We start from the raw sequence: 20,944 nt of genomic DNA, 5'->3' as shown, positions 1-20,944 counted from the left end.
ATTAGAAGTACACTAAAAAGTATAACCTAAATTTGGGTCGAGGGCAATTCCGGTGCCTCGTTTTTTCGCTTACGAAACGTCCATAATCGGTTAAACCCAAAATTCCAAAAAGTAACCACCCCGGTAGCAACCACCCAGGATAACAACCAGTTAATTTTGACTAAATCAGTCAGACCATAAATGATTGAAGTGTTAATTGCCAAACCAAGGGTCATTACGATTGCAAACTTAACCAATTGTTTTACTACTTGCAGACCAATTTCATTATTACGAAATGTCCACAATTTATTAGAGGTAAAATTAAAAACAGCCGAAATTAAAAAAGCCCAAATCGCTGAATACACATACCAAACTTCAAGCCAGGCAGTAAACGAATAATAAACAGAAAAATTTATCATTGCAGCAGTTCCGCCGACAATGCAAAATTTAAGAAACTGCTTGAAAGAAGGATACCGCCTTACAAATGATAACGTTTGATTAAATAATGTCATAATTAATTACTGATGATAGTCGGCCTGGCGCCGCCACGATAGCTTTCAACGTGAGCCATTAACGTATGTTTAGTATTACCCAGCCAATCAAAAACTTTTACTTCCGCATTGCCACCGACGTTTTTTCCAGCCACAATTTCGGAAAGACCGTCCCCGTCAAGGTCTCCCGCACCAACGTAAATTCCCTTCAAAAAATTAGGTTCATCAACAAAGAAGTTTGAAAGCATCAGTCCTTGATAATTAAACACCCGAACCGTCGGCACTGAATTTTCCTCCACACTAACCATAATTTCAGCCTGACCGTCACCATGAATATCACCGGACGCAATATTAATGCCGCCCCGGAAATTCTGGTTATAGGCAAAAAATTGAGCTAACAAAGTTCCGTTAGATTCAAATACCCGAACATGGGGACCGCCGCCCGAACCGGCGCCGGTGATGATTTCATCAACACCATCTTTATCAACATCGCCAACGGCAATTTTTACTCCCCCTTTGAAATTCTCGCCATAGGCCAAAAAAGTGTTTTTTATTTTTCCGGTTGCATCAAAAACTTTTACCTCCGGCCCAGTCCCTCGTCCGGCGCCGGTGATGATTTCGTCAACACCATCGCCGTCAACATCACCGACCGCAACAGTAACACCAGTGCGTAACTTTGAATTATAAGCAAAAAATTCTGACTCTAGCTGACCCTCAACATTAAACACCCGAACATGGGGACCCCCGAGCGAACCGGCGCCGGTGATGATTTCGTCAACACCATCGCCGTCAACATCACCGACCGCAACATTAATTTGTCCTTTAAAATAGGGACTATAGGCATAAAACTCTTTAAACACCGAGCCATCCGGTTTCAGCACTTTAATCTGAGGAAATGAGCCAGATCCCAGCCCAACAACAATATAGCCGCCTTCACCAGCCATCCCCGGTGCCGGACGTTCTTTAAGCGTCGCTTCAAGCACCTGGCTGGCGTTTAGCAACCCTTGGCCGAGCTTGCCCTTATACTCAGCGTTATACGCATACACATCAATTGTATTATCAAGCAAAAGATCCCTGATTTGCGGAGCGGACAACTCAGGGCGAATTTCTTTCATTGTCGCCAAAACACCACTCACCAAGGGAGCTGAGAGCGAGGTACCAGACCAATAACCTGAATACTTTTGATTAAACCCGTTTACCTTCTGATCATAGACCTGCGTGGTATAAAAACTGTCACCCGGTGCAACAATATCAATACAGTCACCATAGTTAGAAAAATTTGATTTCACTAGATTCTTTCCAACCGATGCCACGCCGATAACAATATTTTCACCGTTATCGCCGTCATAACAAACCGGATATGATTTAGTGATGCTCATATCAACACCATTTACACTCGGATCAGTGTTCCCGGCCGCAGCCACTACCAATACATTACTATTGTACGCGCGCTTAATTGCTGATAGCAGACTTTGGCTCGCATTCTGACCGACAAAACTCATATTAATAACATCCGCACCGTTTTTAACCGCATAATCAATCGCCTGAACGACTGAAAAAACATCGCCAGAACCGCTGCTGTCCAAAACCCGCAATGGCATTATTTTGCTATACCAGCTTACGCCCGCAATACCTTCACCATTGTTGACGCTCGCGGCCGCCAAACCGGCAACTAACGTTCCGTGTTTAACCGCATCTTCAACGTAACCCTGGGCAAAAGATGGATTGCTGTCAGCGTCGGCATCAACAAAATCCCAGCCGTTAACATCATCAACGTAGCCATTAGCATCATCGTCCCGACCGTTTCCGGGAATCTCATCGGTATTTTTCCAAATTTTTGAAACTAAATCAGGGTGATCCAAATCAACTCCCGTATCCAAAACAGCAATCACCGACTCACTCTTAATGTTACGCTGTTCTCTGAGCAACAATTCCTTAGACCACAAATTCCTAGTATCAATTGCAGAGTGATACCATTGAAACCGATAGTCCGGATCGTTGGGGAATGCGGCATAGTCAAAAGTGTAGTTTGGTTCAACATACTCAAGCTCAGCATGATTTCCAAGCTTGCCGATAATCTGATTAATGTCTGAGTCAGCTGACGTTTTAATCCGATAAATTTCATCATTACCCTTAAACTTAACCAAAAATTCTCCAGCCTTAAACTGGTCGGTTTCCGCCGCCCAAACCGGCATGGTTAGTGCTGGCATCAGGCCTACCAATTGCACGGCGGCAATAAGCGAAGATAATACTGCTTTCTTAAATGTATTCATTTTATTGTTGATCGAGCAATTCACCTTGCTCCAGGAGCTCTAAAAACTTTTGCGCTTCTGCAGCAAAATCAGGGTTGAGATTCACCGCCCGCTGTGTTAGCTCCTTAGCTTTTTGGTTTTCGCCAATGGCCGCATACATTGCCGCCAACTTGGCATAATTAGCGGCGCTTGGCTCAAGCTCAGCTACCTTTTCCTGATATTTAATCATCCGATCATAATTTTTGACCCGGGAATAAAGATCGGCTAGCTTCTTATAATCATTCAATCCGGGCTCCCAATCAAGCTGGGATTTCATATATTCAATATAACTATCAGATTGCTCATACTTTTCAAAAACAATGTAAATAGTTAAGACATTCCAATAGTCTTCCTTAACCCACGGCGCTAATTCCAGCCCTTTTTTGAAATATTCCTCAGCCTTTTCAAAATTATTCTGGAAAGCGTACGCCTGAGCAATTTCATAATACACATGAGGCCGCGTCGGACTTAAATACACGGCAGGCTCCAATAAATCCAACACCCGCTGCGGATTATTTTGGTTAACCCTGGTGGTGGCATTGTAATACGTCGACAAGAAAAGGTACTGTCTGATATTCAACGGTTCTTCCGCGACGCTTTTTTGCAGTTGCTGATCGGTATAATTCAAAACTTGCTTGATTTGAGAGGCGGAAACTTCACTGTTTCTCACCAGCCCGGCCACAAAATTAGAAAGCTGCTGTCTGGCTTCAAACTTACCAACGACCGACTCTTCAACTGATTTTTTTAATAAATCAAACGAGCCGTCCTCTGCTCCGACGGCCAAGTTATTTGTAGTTAATGCTTCATAGATATAGTGATTAGCACGCAAGGTTTTAACGTTAATGCCAAAAATACCCAAACCAAGCAATAATACCAAGCCGGTTACCGCTAAATAGTTAATCGGTTTATACCCAAGATCATCAGTTTCACTAAAAGACTCAGCGGATTTTGACTGCGACAAAAAGACAACAAAGGCTAGCGTTGCATAAAGTGGGATTTCCGTATTCATCGTATCAAAGACAAAAATGTTTTGAATGAAATAAGCAACAATCAAACCGATAAAAAGCCAGCTACTACTAAAACTGCCACCCTGACGATACTGTTTAAACAACGCCCAAATAGCTAAGCCTAGCATTGTCAAATACGCACCCAATCCTAAAATACCGGTAGTCACGCCATAATCGAAAATGACATTATGAGCTCTGTCAAACCAAATCTGCGAACCGTTGTCTTTATAAATTTCAACCGGGAAATACTTATTATACGTGTAATAATAATTTTCTGGGCCGTAGCCAATCAAAAATGATTTGACGCTCTCAGACCAGCCGCGCCAACTTGCCTGCCAGGTTAAAATACGAGATTCTGTTGTAATATCTGTTAACGAAATTGTTGCTAACCTGCGCAGTGTATCATCAGACTGAACAAAATTAGAATTCTTATTAGCAACCAAAATCAACGGCGAAAGCAAAATTAAAACCACGAACGTAACGCCGGCAATTTTTAAACGCCGATCAAGCCCTGGCTTGAATATTGAAGCGGCAACCAACAACACCAAGCCAGCCGCTAACCCGATCAATGCACCACGAGTTTCCGTGTTATAGAGAATAAAGAATTCAAACAAAAAAACTATTCCCAATAATCCCCTGACCACTTGCGGCCGATTACGCCACAGCCAGGTTCCCAAAAGCGCCAACTGAAAGATAATAAAACTCCACAAGAAAACCGGATACTCAATTGATTTCTCAATTAAGGGCACGCGTAAAACATTCAAGAACCCCCAATCACTATCACCGGACAATTTATATAGAATAGCACCGATGAATAAGTAGGCATCAAACGCCAAAAAACTTGCACCAAAAAGCTTGAGGTCGAACCGTCGATCCTTGGCGAAGAAATATAGAACAAAAAAGATGTTAAAAATCAAATAGGCGGCAAAAAAAGTAGCGTTACCGATCGTACCGGTTAAGCGGGTACCTCCTGAGGAACGCAACAAAAATGGCACTTCAAGCCACTGAGCCAATCCTAAAAATGCCATCAGCATACTGGCAAAAATTGAAAAGGTAAATAATGAATACCAATCTTTTTTACTTCTAAACACATTGAATAGTACAAAAAAGAAAGCCACCAGGTGAAGTTGATGGAATAGTCCAGACATGCGCTCATAGTTTCCCCAGAAACTACTGTAAATACCGATACCCGTCAGCGTGGACAACGCTGAAATACCCAACAAGGCAAATACCGCAATTGCAATAGCCGGAAATTTTGGCCGATAGCTGGGATTAAATTGCGCTAAAATTAAATAAGCTACCAAAATTATCTCAGTCGTAATTCTGAACAAAACATTCTTAAAAACAATGAACGGAAAAAAATACTGACTATTCATTACCAGCGGGAGAAAAACAATAACCAAAGCTCCAATCTTGATAATATTCAAAAGATACGCGCTTACTTTCGATTTGTCTAAATTCATATAATAGAAATTAAAAAATAACCCGCTAAAATAGCATTTTAATTCTACCAGTCAAGCCCCAATTAATCAAGATTTGCAACATTGACTTTTTGCCTATTTTATCGTATGATTTAGCTAATTAATCAAACCTCATGGGAAAAGATACCGCAATTAAAACCAGAAAATACATCTTAATGATCGGGGATATTGCTATCCTCTATTTTTCGCTTTGGTTAACTTTAGTTATCAGGTATTTTGGCAACTATGAACCGTGGCTTTGGTCGCGGCACATCCTGCCATTCACAGTAGTATACGGCATCTGGCTGTTGGCATTTTATATTGACGATATCTATGAATTGAGTTTTCGCCAGGGCCGCGCCGGACTGATTGTCAGAATTGTTCGCGATATCATTATTGGTGGGTTTTTTGCCGTCGTCTTTTTCTATCTCGGACAAGACCGGCTGTTTACCATTCGTCCCCAAACTACACTGGCGGTCAATTCAATTACTGCCCTCGTTCTAATATACGCCTGGCATACTCTGTTTGATTTCATTACCAAGTCATCAAAAATATCAAATAACCTGCTAATTATCGGCTTAAATTCTTTGGCTCAAGACATTATCAATCAGATTGAAAAAACCCCGCAGCTTGGATTGCGGGTAAAAACCATTATCACCATTGACGATCAAGCTGTCCCTGAATCACTGCAAAAAATTGCCATCAAAAAAGATCTGGAAGAGTTACATCAAATTTGCCTTGAACATAAAATAAGTACCATCGTTTCAACGGTTCACCCAAGAGAAAATCCGGCACTAATGAAAGGACTATTTTCCTGCCTGCCGCTCAAAATAAGTTTTTTTGATATTGCCACCTTTTACGAAAAAATTATGGGGCGCGTACCAATCAACACCATCGAACAAATTTGGTTTTTAGAAAACTTAGCGGAAAATAATAAAAGGGTTTACGAAATTATCAAACGGCTTTTTGATGTTGTTGCGTCTTTGATAATTCTCGTTATTTCACTGCCGATCATCCCTTTTATTGCGCTGGCTATCAAACTCAGTAGCAAGGGTCCAGTGTTTTTCAGCCAGATCAGAACCGGCAAAAACGGCAAAGATTTTAAAGCAACTAAATTCCGAACCATGATTATTGAAGCCGAAAAAAACGGCCCCCAATGGGCCGCTAAAAATGATCCACGAATTACCAGGGTCGGTAAATTCATGCGCAAGACCCGACTGGACGAAATTCCACAGTTGTTTAATGTTTTACGCGGGGAAATGAGTTTAATCGGTCCGCGTCCAGAACGACCGGAATTTGTTAATCAGCTCCAGAATCAAATTCCTTTCTACAAAGAAAGATTGCTAGTTAAACCGGGCTTAACCGGTTGGGCTCAAGTAATGGGTCCGGCGTATGGTGGTTCAGTTGAAGAAAGTTATCAAAAATTACAATACGATTTATATTATATCAAAAATCGTTCGCTCGCGGTTGATCTAAGCATTTCTCTTAAAACAATTAAAACCATTCTGACCAGACAGGGTCAATAAATCATCACTGAAGCGTCGCACGAATTGTTTTGGCAATCCCCTGCGCATCCAGACCGTGATACGCTAAAACTTCATCGTTCCAACCGCACTTTGGAATTTCTGTTAATCCTAAGTACGTTATTTTTTTGCCTAATACTTGCGACAGTAGCGCGCCCTGACCAAATTTCACATAATGATCATCAATACTAAATACCTTTTCGAATTTCGCAGTAATTTCTTCCAGCCAAGCCTGATCAATTTCATTAAGCCATGGCAAGTTAATAACCGCAACCGAAAGTCCGTCCTCTTGTTTTAATTTAATAGCCGCCTGATATGCCTGCGCCAGCATCACTGGGCCATAAGCAAAAATAATTGCCTGCGAACCCTCAATCAATTTAACTCCCCTGCCCTTTGTTAATACATAGTCAGGCGGCAACTGATATGGTACGGCAACCGGAATGCTGACTAGCCGCAAATAACTGCTGCTATTATTTTGCTTAACTGCCCACTCCAGAGCCAGCGCTGTTTCCGTTTCGCAGCTTGGCTGAATCATGGTTAAACCGGGAATTGATCCTAAAATTGAAACATCGCGAACCGACTGGTGAGAATGCCCCGGTCCCGACGGCAATAAACCAGCCAGAGAGCCGACATAAATTATCTTGGTTTTTTCAGTTGCATTATTATAAATCTGCTCATTGGGTCTGGTTGAAAGAAAACAAGCAAATGAATTAACAATCGGCAGTTTACCTTTCAAAGCTAAGCCGCCGGCCGCTGAAACCATATCTTGCTCGGCGATACCGCATTCAATAAAACGGCTTGGATACTTAGCCTTAAACGGTAATAATCCACAATCAAGCGCCAAATCGCCATCTAAAGCCACAATGTTTTCGTTTTCTTCGCCTAGTTTAACCAACGCATCGCTAAACGAGGCAACTAAACGCTGCGGATTAGTCGGTGATGTTCGCGGCATCAATTCATTACTCTCAAGCCGTAATTGATCCAAGTTTAAGGCTCGTAATGTATCATTTACTTTGCCAATTAACTCGGTAATTGCTACTGAATATATTTCATCACTTGGCGCACCGCTGTGAAATTTATAAAGTCCATCAGCAAAGCCGCGCTCGCCTTCCATAAGACCAACACCCTTGCCCTTGACAGTGTCGGCGATCAAAACTTTTGGCCGATCAGTAATAATATTAAATTTCTCAAAAATATTTTTTAACGCCGCAATATCATGGCCGTCACACCTAGCAACTTCCCAACCAAACGCCGCAAATTTTTTTTCCAACTCTCCTAAATCGGAGACATCCTTTACAAAAATATCTGACTGGATTTTATTATGATCAACAATCAGCGTGATCTCACCGAATTTACCATTGGCTGTTGGCTGTAACGACTCCCAAATCTGACCCTCTTGCAATTCACCGTCACCGCTTAAAACAAAAATTTTTGACGACACGCCATTAAGCCGGTTTGCTATCGCCATGCCTCGAGCCTTGGAAATACCCATGCCAAGCGATCCCGTATTGGCCTGGATATGTGGTGTTCCGACATCCGGATGGCCAGGCAGGCCATTAAGCCGGCGCAACTTGTGAATGAACTCATAATCAAGTTGACCTAAGCCGATTAATACCGCATACAATCCCGGTGCATCGTGACCTTTTGAAGAAAAATAAACGTCATCTGCTTTCATTTCTTTGGTAAATAACCATGTCATAATATCCAAACAACTAAAGCTGGTTCCAACATGTCCGGAGCCCGCTTCCTTAATCATTGAAAGCGTATTAATCCTAAAGATATTGGCCAACACCCCAACCAAGGCTATATTATCAGAAATATTTTCTTTAATTCGGTTAATTTCACTAGTCGGAACAAAAAATAGTTTACTCATACTATTTGATACTTGGTAATTGTGCTAAATTATTATTAATTAAATACTCCGCGATGATCCAGTCCTCAAATTTATTGATATCAAAACCTTCATAGCCTTCAGTAAAAAATGGCACGATTTTTTCGCCGGCAATTGTGCCATGTTCAAGCGGTACTTTTGTCCAGGCAATTTCCAAGCTGGCATTTTGGACATACACTTCCGGCAATGCATGATATTGTTTTGAATGCCATGGGGTATCATTTTTATCTGGATTTTCCATTAAAGGTTTAATATAATCACCTTCCTGACGCCACATTTTGCCCGGGTGCTGACTAACCTTTTCAATTGCCCGCAATGAATCGTAGTTCGGATGCTCTAAAAATTTTTTCCAAGCCCGCTGGATAGTTTCAGGCTGACGAAATGGACTAGTTGGCCTCAAAATTGAAAAACAATCTGTCAAATCATCACCCAATTCTCCAAGGGCATGGGAAACCCATTCAATGTCCGAAGCGGTATCAGACGCCATATCCTTTGGTCGCAAAAATGGCGCTTGGGCGCCATACCGCAAAGCAATGTCTCTGATTTCTTCACTATCAGTTGAAACAATAACCCGGCTAAAAATCTTTGAATTTAAAGCAGCTTTAATAGTATAAGCAATCAAAGGATGGCCGTGTAGCTCTTTAATATTTTTATTTGGTATTCGCTTAGAGCCTGACCGGGCCGGAATTAATGCAATAACTTTATTCATATTTTTGGTTATCAATACTAACCTGGCGCCAATCAGTATAAAAATCAAACGCCTTAAGCCCTGGTTCGCGCCAACCGTTACCTGACAATTTAACACCTCCAAATGGCATGTGCGGTTCACTACCATGAGTCGGACCGTTCACTCGAACAACGCCGCTATGATACCCAGCAACAAATTTCTGCACTCGATCAGGATCTTTGGTGTGAATTGCACCCGATAGGCCAAAAGGCGTCGCATTAGAGACCCTAATTGCTTCAGTTAAATCTTTAACTTGATATAAATTAACTACCGGACCAAATACTTCAAAACACGATATCTCATCTTCCAATCTAGCACCCTCCAAGACTGTTGGTTCCATAAAGAATCCTGTGCCGCTAATTCTGTTGCCGCCTGCTAAAATTTTTATTCCCTGCTCGCGGGCCCGGGAAACAAATCCTAGAATCTGATTCAAACGCCGTTCATTAATAATGGCTCCATAATTAGCACCCGGCGCAACACCAACTACCAACTGCTTTACCGCCGACAAAAATTTTTCTTTAAACTGTTCGTACACCGATTCAAAAATAACTATTCTGCTAGCAGCAGCACAACGCTGGCCGCCATCCACAAAAGCTGATTGTATGCTTGTTGCAACCGCCAGATCAATATCGGCGTCATCACAAATTACAAGCGGATTTTTGCCACCAGCTTCAATTGAAACTTTTGCTAAGCGGTCGGCAGAATTTTTAATAATCAGCCTGCCAGTCTGTACACTGCCGGTAAAACTGATAAGGTCAACACGACTATCAGCAACCAGCGCTGCACCAACCTCTTGCCCCAGACCCTGAACAACCGATATTACCCCGTTTGGCAATCCGGCTTCTTTAAAAATTTTAGCAAACCAAACTGCAACATACGGCGTATCTTCATGAGCTTTGATAACTACCGTGTTGCCGCAAAACAAGGCCGGAAAAATCTTCCAAGCTAGGCTTGCTGCCGGATTATTAAATGGAACGATCAAAGCGGCAACGCCGACCGGATTACGAGTTAAAAATACGGTCCGGCCAGGGTTCTTACTTTTGATAAATTCAGGAGCAAAACTTTGAGTTTGTTCGGCAATAAACCGGCCGCACTCAATAGCCGCATTAATTTCGCCAAGAGCATCAGTTAATGACTTGCCGCATTCCTGACTGATAATTTCTGCCAATTCACTTTTTTTCTCCTCCAACAACTTTGCCGCTGATTGTAAAATGTTTGCCCGCTCAACAACCGGTTTGGAGTGCCATATATCAAATGCCGCAACTGCCGACTCAACGGCTGATTCAACATCCGCCTGAGTGCCGCTGGCCACATCAGCTAATTTTTGCTCATTGGCCGGGTTTAACTTACTAAAAAAATCTTTTGAATGCCCTTCAATTTCGGTGTCATTAACCCAATGCAAGATTTTTTTGGGGTACTGCATACTCTCTTAATTATCCCGGACAAAAATAATATTTTTAATATGACCGTTGCCCGACTTTTCTCGGCGAAACCTTGAATGATTAGGCTGAGAATTAACCGGATGATTAGTATTGAATCCAGATGCAATAATTTTTTGACTAATTCGTTCAACAGCACCGTCAATGTCGGTGATTTCAATTAAAATTGATTTTAATTCGGGGCGACGTAAAACATCAGCCGCGCCTGCAATGACTTTTTCCTCAAAACCATCAACGTCAATCTTAATATGATTTGGCACTGCAAAACCGTACTGATTGATTAAATCATCAAGACTGACACAAAATACCCCCTGACGAAATTGCGAATTAAAGTCTTTCATCACATATTCTGGCGAATTCGCCATTGCATGGCTTGCCGAACCGGAAACTACCGACGCTAAATCAATGTAATCAACTTTAGTTTCGTCGGCAATGGCAATTGCATATGGGTTGCAAATCTTATCAAAACCATTAGCAGCCAAATTTTTACACAGTTTGTTGAAATTATGAAACACTGGTTCAAAGCAGTATACCGAAATATTTTTGTTAAAAAACGTTGCGGCGTACAAAGAATACACTCCGATGTTTGCACCAACGTCAAAAAAAACCTCGCCCGGCTTAACCAACGTTTCGATCCAGGTGATTGTTTCTGGCTCTTTATCAATAAAAGTATCAAATCGATGTTGCTCAAAATCAGTTTCAACATCCATTTTAATTGTTAAATTGTTTCGCTTTAATTCTTTAATCATATAATCATTACCAAGCGGTTAATCCCCCGTCAACGACCAGGCTGGAGCCGGTCATATACGACGAAGCTCGGGAGGCTAAGAATAAAATTGCTCCGTTATATTCATCTTTTTGTGCCATACGATTTAGAGGCACTTTCGACTGATATTTTTCAATAAACCCTTTGTCCTGACTACCTAAAACACCACCAGGAATTAGGGTGTTTACCCGCACGTTCTTTGCAGCCCAGTATGTTGCAAGATATTTAGTAAAATTGATTATTCCCGACTTAGTGACACTATAAGAAACCGGCTTAACAAAGTCTTTATAGATCCTTTGATCCGGTGAAACAATACCATAAATGGACGAAATATTAATAATGCTACCGCCGTTCTTTTGCGCCATCGCGCCGCCAAACACCTGGCAGCACACCAACACACCAGTTAAATTAACATTAATCACTGAGTTCCATTTATCAAGTGGATAATTCTCAAATGTTTCCTTGACGCCCGGGCTGGGAGGAAAATCCAGCGCAGCATTGTTGATCAAAATTTCTGGAGTTGACCAATCCGTTTCAATATCATGTAACGCTTGTTCCATTTCTAACCGATTAGTAATATCCGCCTTAAAAAACTTTAGTGCACCACCATTAGCAGCATTAGCAAGGTAGTGATCACTCTTTACTTCGTTAATATCAATCACCGCCACCTTTGCACCGGATTTCAACAAGGCTTCGCAGTACTGAGTCCCTAAAATTCCCAAACCGCCAGTCACTACTGCCACTTTATCTTTTAAATCAAAAAGGGTTTCTAAATACGTCATAATCACCAATTAATTAGCTCTTTAGTAATTACCGAGTCTGACTCAATATCGACTTTTGCCGTTTTGCCAATCAACTGCCCAACCATGTTTGGTTTCAAACCATATCCAGGACTCTTAATAGTAACCATTTCCGGCGTAATCACCTGCCCGGCCTTAATGTCAGTAGCACTAACAATACTTTTACCATGTTTTTCTCTGGCTTTTAATTCATCTTCAAGTAGTTTAGACAAGCCATCACCAAGGGCCTTTTCAATTCGGCGGGCGCTGTCTACCATACTTTTAAATTCCTCTGGCTCAATACTGACTGTGGCGTGATCGGGACCCGGCAGATGTTTATCTAACGTAAAATGCCGCTCAATGGTCTTTGCACCTAAGGCTACTGCCGCCAAAGTCGGCAAAATATCTTGCTCGTGGCCGGAATAGCCAATCGGCAAAGGATTATAGCGCTCGCGCAATTTTGTCATAGTGGTTAAATTAATCTTTTCATCTGGGGTCGGATATACTGACACGCAGTGTTTAATGATCAATTGATCATTATATTTTAAGATGGTTTCAACCGCCTCATCTACTTCATCCCAGTCCGACATACCAACCGACAAGATAATTGGCTTACCTTTTTTAGCAACATGCTCCAATAACGGCAAATTAGTAACATCAAATGAAGCAATTTTATACAAATCAGAACCGATGCTCTCCAAAAAGTCGGCACTGATTTTATCAAACGGCGTGGCAAAAAATATTACTCCAAGTTCATCGGCGTACTGTTTAAGTTTAACAATATCGTCGTCATTTAATTCAAGCCGCTGGCGATATTCACCATACGTCTTGCCGTAAATCTGGTCTTTAGTCTGAGGCTTTTCCAGAAGCTCTCGGGCAAAAACGTCCTTAACCGTGCGTTTCTGAATTTTTACCGCATCGGCACCGGCCTTTACCGCTTCCTCAATACTCTTCTTAGCTAAGTAATAATCTCCATTATGATTATTGCCAATTTCAGCAATAAAAAAAGTCGGCGCGTCTTGACCAACAAACTTGTTGCCAATTTTTATTTTACCAAGTGGGTTATTTTTAAAGTTAAACATAAAATTGATTATTTAGACAAATTAGTAATAGTTTTAATAATCTCTGCTTCGGCGAATTTACTGGCACCGCCGTGAGAAATTGAAATATATTCTTCCAAAAATGCTTTTTTAGTATCATCACTATAACCCAAATTATTGCTTTTGTTAAATAAACAATTTTCTAGGTCTTCACTAGTTTGGGCATAACAAACCAAACTACTATATTTCTGGAAAAAACTCCAATCCCGATCGGTTATAATATCACCAAAGTATGGAGAAATAATAGGTTTACCGGCAATCAATGCTTCAATGAGTGTTGTTGAATTAAACCCAATTACTGCCAATGCATTATGTATTAATTCTGATGGGTCGCCAGTATTAACAATTGAAAGATTTTTTATACCATCAGGATAAAAAGTGCGTAAAATTTTTGTTGGGAAATCAACATACTGGAAAGACATTTTGGTCTTAACAATGAAATGCACTTCCGGATGGCGCTGAGCACATTCATAAACAATTTTAAAGAATTCAATAGCTCTTGTCTCAATGTTTTGTAAAGTTGCCTCATTTGTGGTCAAAAACCGCGAAGAGTACCTTGGCAAAAAACTGAAAAACACCACTTGATTTACCACCCGCTCGTCAGGTTCCTTTCTCAAAAAATAATTATCAAACCGCGGGATACCGACACAAACAGCCTTGTCCGGAGTCAGTCCGGGGATGTGCAAATCTAAAAATCCCTGCATACACTGCTTATTATAAAACATAACTTTGTGCCCCATAAAATGATGGTGCTTATACACATTCAAAAAATTGCCATACGCCTGAGATACCACTACCGCCTCCTTATGAAGCACCACAAAGGCAACATTTTTTTCAAGACAAATTTTAGCCAATTCTTGTTGGACAATATAACCGATATTACCAGAAATAACCGCCTGAAAACCAAGTCTCTGCTTTAGCGGTTCAAACATTTTTTCCAAATATGCACGATATCGCTGTCGGCCAATCACGCCGTCGGTAACGTTGTGGTAGTTACTTTCAGTTATTTTTGTCCGATCAGTTCGAGAAACGAAGTGATCAAAAATCACCTGAAAGAATGATAAATGAATAACCTGATACTCAATCTGTCCGCTGAATTCAACCATTGACCTGATGTCGTCGGTAAAAATACTACGACCCATTACCAAAACTCGGTACTGGTTTTTCTGCCCCAATCGGCTGGCAAACATGGCCAACACCAATGCCGTCAGCGCAGGTTGATTAATGACAACCGTCAACTTAACAAGCAAAAACTTAAAGCTGTCTCTTAATTTAACTTTAATTTTTTTTATCATCATTATCATTTATATTCCTTTGATATTCAAATAAAGAATAAATATTCCCGGCGACAATTGGCACGCCTGACAAACTAAAAACTTCATCCTTTGCTTCGTGCCGCGCGGTAGCAATAATAACGGCGTGTTTTTTCCCCCGACGATTACGATACGTCAAAAATTCACCCCGACTAATCAGCCAAGCTAAAAATCTAAAAAATTTTTTACTCGCAATGGGATGGGACCCCAAGTAGCCATCTCGTTCAAAAATTTTTTCATATTTTTGACTTAACCAATTTTTATAGTAATATATCTGCATTTTGACAAAATATTTTTTAATAATCGCCAACAGCTCATCGAATTGATCATTAAGTGATAATTCACAAATGAATGTACCGCGACTGTTGACCATCTCACAAAGATTTAAAATTACATTAGCTTGAAGGTTCTTAGGAATCTGATAGATGGTATTAGTTGAAACGACAACATCACAGCTGTTTTTTGTCAGACCATTCAGATTCGCCATATCCGCATGCACCGAATACAGCTGCTGCGATTGAAGGACAGTTGATTTCGATGACACCTTAATTAAAGTCTCAAGATTAATATCTAAGCCAATATATTTTTTGGTTTTAAACATCCGCCGGTTTTTCATATTATCACACGCTGCATCTAACCCAACTTCTCCGGACAAGCGGCACAATTTAGACTCCAGCAGGTCAAATAAAAATGATTTTGACGGTCGAACCATAAAATTCATATGCTTATGGCTTTAAACAATTAATAATCTCACGCCGATAGACCGGCCACAACTCTTCCAGATTTCCCTTACCCTCTTCCCAGGCACTTACATAATCAAAATCAAAACCTGTGTCAATCGCCGCAGCAACATAATTCTCAAGCCGGCGTTCGTATTCATCAGTGTGCAAATCAAGCTTGATGATTTCTTTAATTTTACCTGATAACGTTGCCAAATTATTGTGCCAAAATACGTTAGGCAATTTTAAAGTTGTCCCCAAATCTCCCAACTGAATTGCCGGTTTATTATAAAACGCCGCCTCAGCCACTGTAGTGCTGCTTGGACTAATAATTAAAGCAGTTTTTTGCAAAATGTCTTTAGTCGGGATGCGATAATCAATTAATTTGACGTTCGGCGTTCGGCTTAGCTTCTCCAAATAGGACCGGCTTCGCATGCCAAGCATCGCGGGATGATCCTTTACTGCCAGAGTATAATCATCAGGCAATGACATTGCAACTTGCCGGGCAGTTTCAATCTGATTATTAAACCGTGCCGCCATAACATCGATCGTAGCTTCGGGCTGGAACTGCAACGGGAAATAGACAAACTTGTCTAATTTATTAAAGGGATAATAATGGAAATGGTCGGCTGCCCGGCGATAACGCCGCTTGGCCAGATGATCACGAAGAATAATTCTTGGTGTGCGGTAATCAATACTAGGACCAATATTTTTCAGGGCATTAACTTTGCCATATTTAAAATAATTAAAAATATCATAAAAAACTTTTAATTCACGCTTGATTTTGCCCCGCCACGAAGCATACCGCTTATTAATGCGCTGTGAATATTTTGGCACTTTAAACGATTCTCTAAACTCTTTAATATATTTTTGAGCAGCGGGCACGTTGTGACTGGTGAACTTTTTATCGTTTAATCCGTCAACATAATCATAAAATGGGCCGCGATCATTTAGATAACTATACGAAAAAATACTTTTGCCCTGAATCTTACAATCCGTTGCCGCCATCATCGTGATTCCTCGTTTAGCGGCTAAAATATTTACAAAGATGTGCGATAACTCCAAAAAGTTTGGAGCAATAATAACTTCCGGTTTAAACTCATCCAAAATTTTATTAACATATTTATATACCGCCTTAACATAAAGGATAATTTCTTCATCGCTAACATTCTGCTTATAGCCGTAATAATAAGCGTCGCGATAACTTTTAACGTGCCAACGCAGAGTGCCAATAATCGGCCAGACAGAATCAATCCCTAAATCGCTGCAAATTTGTTCTAAAGTATAATCATCAGTCGCTAAATATTTTCCGGGGTCTTCCATTACTTCATCGTTATTAATAATCATCTCATATTTAACTTCAGTCTGATTAAGCGCGGACTGATGAGTGCTTTTCTTGTAGGTTAACGCCGCCAAAGTACAACCTTGAGCCTGCAATTTCTTAGCCAAAAAATGACCGACCCGTAACCCCCATCCACGCTGGATAAAAATCAAAACCCGTCGGCCCGATAAATTAAATTCATTATTATTCTCCATAGTTCAGATAAAAATTATTTTCGTCTTCATCAAAAATCTTAAAGCCATTCTTTTCAAAAAGTTTTAGCGAAGGAGCATTAGTTTTTTTTATTTCCGCAAAAATTTTAACTTGCCGGTCAAAATTCTTAATCACCTCTTGCAACAGATAATTGCCTAAACCCCTCCCCTGCAACTCTGGATCAAGGGCAATTGAAATAACATACCACTTTTTTTGCTGATCAAAATCAAGACGACAATAGCCAGAAACTACCTCGGCAACCTCCAATACGTAACAACGGTTATCGCCAGCGCTGAAATATTTATTTTCAAACCACGCATTGTGCGATTCAAAACTAAAAGCCTGTGGGTTGCCAGAAACTTCGCGAACCTGCGGATGATTACGAATTTCCCACACTCGGCGTGAATCCGCTTGAACGGCTGGGCGTACTTTCAGTGATGATTCAGTCATAGCTACTTTTTAATTAAACCCCAGGCTAACGGCGTACCGCGCTTGATATCAACGGCCGCTTCTTTGCCCAAAACTTCATCATAATATTTCGGCTCAAGCCCGTGCCCTGGCCTGATTGAGCGCACATTCTGCTTATTTAACGTTTCCCCCTTCCTAACATCCGCAACAACAAATAAGGATTTTCTAAAAATGATATTTTCTTGCTCCTGCGGCAAAACGTCATAGCGCGCCTGGCCCAGGCCCCTTTCTAAATCTCTTAGGGTACCAACTAGATTTTTAAATTCCTGCGGCTCAAGCGAAAAAGCGGCGTCAGGCCCGCCGTCAGCACGGTTAAGCGTCAGATGTTTTTCAATTACTTTGGCGCCAAGACCTAAAGCTACAGCCGGAACATGCGGACTCAAGCTATGGTCCGATAGACCGGGAACGACGCCAAACCTCTGGGTTAAATCGGCAATCGTTGCCAAATTCATTTCTTCGGTTTTAGCCGGATAGGCGCTGACACAGTGTAGCAACGAAATGCTCGGACACCCAAAATCCTTAAGCGTTTTAATCGCCAAATTAATCTCCGCTTCATTAGACATTCCCCGCGAAATAATCACCGGCTTTTTAGTTGAAGCAATCTTTTTTAGCAGTGGTACGTCAACTAACTCAAAAGAAGCAATTTTATACAAGGGAACATTCAAGCCTTCCAAAAAATCAACTGCCGTGTCATCAAAGGGTGTTGAGAAAAATATCAACCCCTGTTTCACCGCGTAATCTCGCAATTCTTCATGCCATTCCCAGGGGGTATACGTTTTTTGATACAACTGATAAAGTGTCTGACCCTTCCAGGTATCGTTGACTTTAACTTGAAAATATTCTTTGTCAGAATCAATAGTGATAGTGTCTGGAGTATAAGTCTGCAATTTTACCGCGTCAACGCCGGCCTGAGCCGCCGCATCAATAATTCTTTTAGCTTGGTTAATTGATTGATTATGATTACCCGACATTTCAGCCACAATAAAAACCGGCTGAGTGAGGCCAATCAAGCGCTCGCCTAACGGACTAATAATTTTTAAATCTGGAATTTTCATAATTATTTAAGGCGGTATTGACCGCTTTTTAAATCGGTAATCCCCTGCTCTTCAAGCTGAATTCGCTTCTTGACTGCCGGGGTTTGATACGCTTCGTCAATTTCTTTTTTCCAGCGATCAGGATTTTTTTCTATCAACACATCTTCAGCCGACAAAAATTCAAGTGCAGCGTTTTGCAAATCTGACAAATCAGCCAGATGCTCAATCATCGTTTTCAACCTTGGCAAATGATACCGATTAGAAATAAGTCCAATTTTTTTCAAACGCTGGTTTTTTACTAGACTATTCACATACCGTAATTGCTCATATGAACTGCCTGATTCGCCATCTTTAATTATCCGATTCTTAGCGACACCTAATTCAACAAGTTCGCGCTCCATGACATCAGAAATCTTTGGTGCTTGCGGATTAATAGTCTGATAACCTCTGCCCCCCAAAACGAATACTGTCGCCTGCGGGTATATTTTTGCTAAATGCGCTGCCGCTAAAATTCGTAATCGATCGCCAAGCACCCCCGATTTATCGCCCGCTTCATTAAAATTAGTAGTTCGCCAGGAACCGTCTTTGCTCTGCTTTAATCCTCCTGAAAAAGTAATTAACCCGTCAAAATCCATAATCTTTTCACCTCTTTGCCTTTGCTAAATCAGCCCAATTATCAATATCAACTGATTCATCCGGCGCCATCACCAATAATTTAACAGCTGATTCGTCAATGATTTTATTCTGATTCATTAATACCACATAGCGCGAAAAATAAATTGCGCCATTTTCTCTATATAGTGGCTGAAAATACTGACGGTTAAGACGATCTTTGGGATAAAAAACTTTAAAAGCACCTTCCGTTTTTTCCCAGAACCGCCCATGGTCTTCTACGACGCTCACTACACTGTTACAATCAGAACTTTCCAGCATCAACAAGGCTTCTTCAACCCGAGAGCGGCTTAACATTGGTGAAGTGGGATAAAACAACAAAATAATATCAGCTTTAAAATTTTGGTTTTCTTCTAAAAATTTTACGGCATGCTGCAAAACTGGCAGGGTTGGCGCGTCGTCCGTCGCAAGCTCAGCCGGACGCATAAATGGTACCTCGGCGCCATACTTCTTGGCTGTTTCAGCAATGTCGGCACTATCAGTTGAAATAATCACCCGATCAATCTGTGAAACTGATTTAGCCAATTCAATCGGCCAAGCCACCAGGGGCTTACCTTTAAAATCAAGCAAGTTTTTCCCCGGAATTGACTTTGAACCTCCCCGGGCGATAATGACTGCTAAAATTTTTTCGCCTTTTTGGTTCATAACTAATTAAAAAAATTTTTAATCTGATTGCACACATACTGATGATCCCGGTCGCGTAAAGTTGGAAAAAGCGGCAAGGTAATAGCTGTCTTAGTGTACAACTCATCGTTTTCCAGTTTAGTTTTTTGATATCTGTGGCGACGATAATAGGGCTGACTATAGACGGCCGGGTAATGAAAATTAACACCAACCCCCTTACTCAACAAATAATTATACAGCGGCAAACGGTCAGAAGCCTTTTTAGTTCTGATAACATACAAATGCCAACTGCTAAAATTACCTTTAATTTCTTGGGGTAAAATTATCTGATCGATGCCTTTTAACCGTTGCTGATATTTTTTAACTAACAGTCGTCGCTTAGCGACAAATTGATTTATCTTCTTCAATTGGCTAATTCCCAAAGCTGCCTGAATGTCCGTCAAACGAAAGTTATGGCCCAACTCAGTCATAACATTAAAACCTTTAGCATCCTTGGTGATACCGTGGCTACGCAATAGCTTTAGCTGATGGTATACATTTTTATCGTTGGTCAAAACCGCCCCACCTTCGCCAGTAGCAATACTTTTAACTGGATGAAAACTAAAAACGGTCATATCAGAAATGCTGCCGATTTTTTTATTCTTATATTTTGCCCCTAAACTATGGCAGGCGTCTTCAATCACGAGCAGTTTGTGTCGCCGGGCAATTTTTCTAATAACGTCTAATGCCACCGGTTGGCCGCCAAAATGAACAGGAACAATGGCTTTGGTTTTTTTAGTGATCAATTTTTCAATTTTTGATTCGTCGATATTATAGGTGTCAAGACGAATATCACAAAAAACCGGTCTGGCACCTAAAACCAAAAGCATATTACTCGTCGCAACAAACGTATTTGGCGTCGTAATTACCTCATCACCTTTTTTAATGCCGCCGGCCAGATAAGCCAGCAACAACGCCGCCGTACCATTGCTGGCAACCACGGCATATTTGGCACCGCAATATTTTGCCAACGCTGTTTCAAACTCTAAAACTTTCGGACCCTGAGTCAGCCAATCTGATTTTAAAACCTTAACAACTGCCGCAATGTCTTTTTCATCAATTGTTTGTCTGCCGTATGGGATCATAAT

18 protein-coding genes are annotated in these 20,944 nt (G+C 41.0%); 1 reads left to right on the top strand and 17 read right to left on the bottom strand.

Features of this window, described 5'->3' with window-relative positions; all coding sequences use genetic code 11:
• Window positions 1-26 precede the first annotated feature (26 nt).
• The 3 genes from HUU49_00750 to HUU49_00740 are packed head-to-tail and all read right to left on the bottom strand — an operon-like array spanning window position 27 to window position 5,231.
• The gene (locus tag HUU49_00750) at window positions 27-491 is read right to left on the bottom strand and encodes a GtrA family protein (protein NUM25134.1); all 465 of its coding nucleotides are present in this window, start codon (window positions 489-491) and stop codon (window positions 27-29) included.
• 2 nt (window positions 492-493) lie between these two features.
• Entirely contained in the window at window positions 494-2,743 is a 2,250-nt protein-coding gene (locus tag HUU49_00745; GenBank protein NUM25133.1) for a S8 family serine peptidase, read from the bottom strand.
• Window position 2,744: 1 nt separating this feature from the next.
• Window positions 2,745-5,231, bottom strand: a complete 2,487-nt coding sequence (locus HUU49_00740) for an O-antigen ligase family protein (protein NUM25132.1) — start codon at window positions 5,229-5,231, stop codon at window positions 2,745-2,747.
• A 131-nt stretch (window positions 5,232-5,362) separates the two neighbouring features.
• On the opposite strand from HUU49_00740, the gene HUU49_00735 reads away from it, so the two are divergent.
• The gene (locus HUU49_00735; GenBank protein ID NUM25131.1) at window positions 5,363-6,754 is read left to right on the top strand and encodes a sugar transferase; all 1,392 of its coding nucleotides are present in this window, start codon (window positions 5,363-5,365) and stop codon (window positions 6,752-6,754) included.
• A 4-nt stretch (window positions 6,755-6,758) separates the two neighbouring features.
• Here HUU49_00735 and HUU49_00730 read toward each other — a convergent pair whose 3' ends face one another.
• Genes HUU49_00730 through pseC form a run of 14 tightly spaced genes read right to left on the bottom strand, consistent with a single transcriptional unit; the run spans window position 6,759 to window position 20,941 of the window.
• A complete protein-coding gene (locus tag HUU49_00730) occupies window positions 6,759-8,624 on the bottom strand; it encodes a transketolase (GenBank protein ID NUM25130.1) in 1,866 nt (621 codons plus the stop codon).
• A gap of 1 nt (window position 8,625) precedes the next feature.
• Window positions 8,626-9,351: an acylneuraminate cytidylyltransferase family protein gene (locus HUU49_00725; GenBank protein ID NUM25129.1), complete on the bottom strand. Its 726-nt coding sequence runs from the start codon at window positions 9,349-9,351 to the stop codon at window positions 8,626-8,628.
• Entirely contained in the window at window positions 9,344-10,792 is a 1,449-nt protein-coding gene (locus HUU49_00720) for an aldehyde dehydrogenase (GenBank protein NUM25128.1), read from the bottom strand. Before HUU49_00720 ends, HUU49_00725 begins: the two co-directional genes overlap by 8 nt.
• A gap of 6 nt (window positions 10,793-10,798) precedes the next feature.
• Window positions 10,799-11,557, bottom strand: coding sequence for an FkbM family methyltransferase (locus HUU49_00715; GenBank protein NUM25127.1), 759 nt, complete (start codon window positions 11,555-11,557; stop codon window positions 10,799-10,801).
• Between the two features lie 7 nt (window positions 11,558-11,564).
• The gene (locus tag HUU49_00710; protein NUM25126.1) at window positions 11,565-12,356 is read right to left on the bottom strand and encodes an SDR family oxidoreductase; all 792 of its coding nucleotides are present in this window, start codon (window positions 12,354-12,356) and stop codon (window positions 11,565-11,567) included.
• A 2-nt stretch (window positions 12,357-12,358) separates the two neighbouring features.
• Window positions 12,359-13,435 (bottom strand): N-acetylneuraminate synthase family protein, encoded by a 1,077-nt coding sequence (locus HUU49_00705; protein ID NUM25125.1) that lies wholly within the window; start codon window positions 13,433-13,435, stop codon window positions 12,359-12,361.
• A gap of 8 nt (window positions 13,436-13,443) precedes the next feature.
• A complete protein-coding gene (locus HUU49_00700; protein NUM25124.1) occupies window positions 13,444-14,751 on the bottom strand; it encodes a hypothetical protein in 1,308 nt (435 codons plus the stop codon).
• On the bottom strand, window positions 14,732-15,487 hold the full coding sequence (locus HUU49_00695) for a methyltransferase domain-containing protein (protein NUM25123.1): 756 nt from the start codon (window positions 15,485-15,487) through the stop codon (window positions 14,732-14,734). Before HUU49_00695 ends, HUU49_00700 begins: the two co-directional genes overlap by 20 nt.
• Before the next feature lie 4 nt (window positions 15,488-15,491).
• A complete protein-coding gene (locus tag HUU49_00690; GenBank protein ID NUM25122.1) occupies window positions 15,492-17,021 on the bottom strand; it encodes a hypothetical protein in 1,530 nt (509 codons plus the stop codon).
• On the bottom strand, window positions 17,011-17,469 hold the full coding sequence (locus HUU49_00685; GenBank protein NUM25121.1) for a GNAT family N-acetyltransferase: 459 nt from the start codon (window positions 17,467-17,469) through the stop codon (window positions 17,011-17,013). Before HUU49_00685 ends, HUU49_00690 begins: the two co-directional genes overlap by 11 nt.
• A 2-nt stretch (window positions 17,470-17,471) precedes the next feature.
• Complete coding sequence (gene pseI / locus HUU49_00680) at window positions 17,472-18,542, bottom strand: pseudaminic acid synthase (GenBank protein NUM25120.1); 1,071 nt, start codon at window positions 18,540-18,542, stop codon at window positions 17,472-17,474.
• A gap of 2 nt (window positions 18,543-18,544) precedes the next feature.
• Window positions 18,545-19,156, bottom strand: coding sequence for a YdcF family protein (locus HUU49_00675; GenBank protein NUM25119.1), 612 nt, complete (start codon window positions 19,154-19,156; stop codon window positions 18,545-18,547).
• 7 nt (window positions 19,157-19,163) lie between these two features.
• Window positions 19,164-19,838: an acylneuraminate cytidylyltransferase family protein gene (locus tag HUU49_00670; GenBank protein ID NUM25118.1), complete on the bottom strand. Its 675-nt coding sequence runs from the start codon at window positions 19,836-19,838 to the stop codon at window positions 19,164-19,166.
• A gap of 2 nt (window positions 19,839-19,840) precedes the next feature.
• A complete protein-coding gene (gene pseC, locus HUU49_00665) occupies window positions 19,841-20,941 on the bottom strand; it encodes a UDP-4-amino-4,6-dideoxy-N-acetyl-beta-L-altrosamine transaminase (protein ID NUM25117.1) in 1,101 nt (366 codons plus the stop codon).
• Between the last annotated feature and the right edge of the window lie 3 nt (window positions 20,942-20,944).

It is taken from the genome of Candidatus Buchananbacteria bacterium (assembly GCA_013359225.1).
In the GTDB taxonomy this organism is placed as follows: Bacteria; Patescibacteriota; Patescibacteriia; order Buchananbacterales; family UBA6539; genus JABWCG01.
Note: the sequence above shows the minus strand (reverse complement) of the source record. Positions and strands in the feature narration are given on the sequence as shown.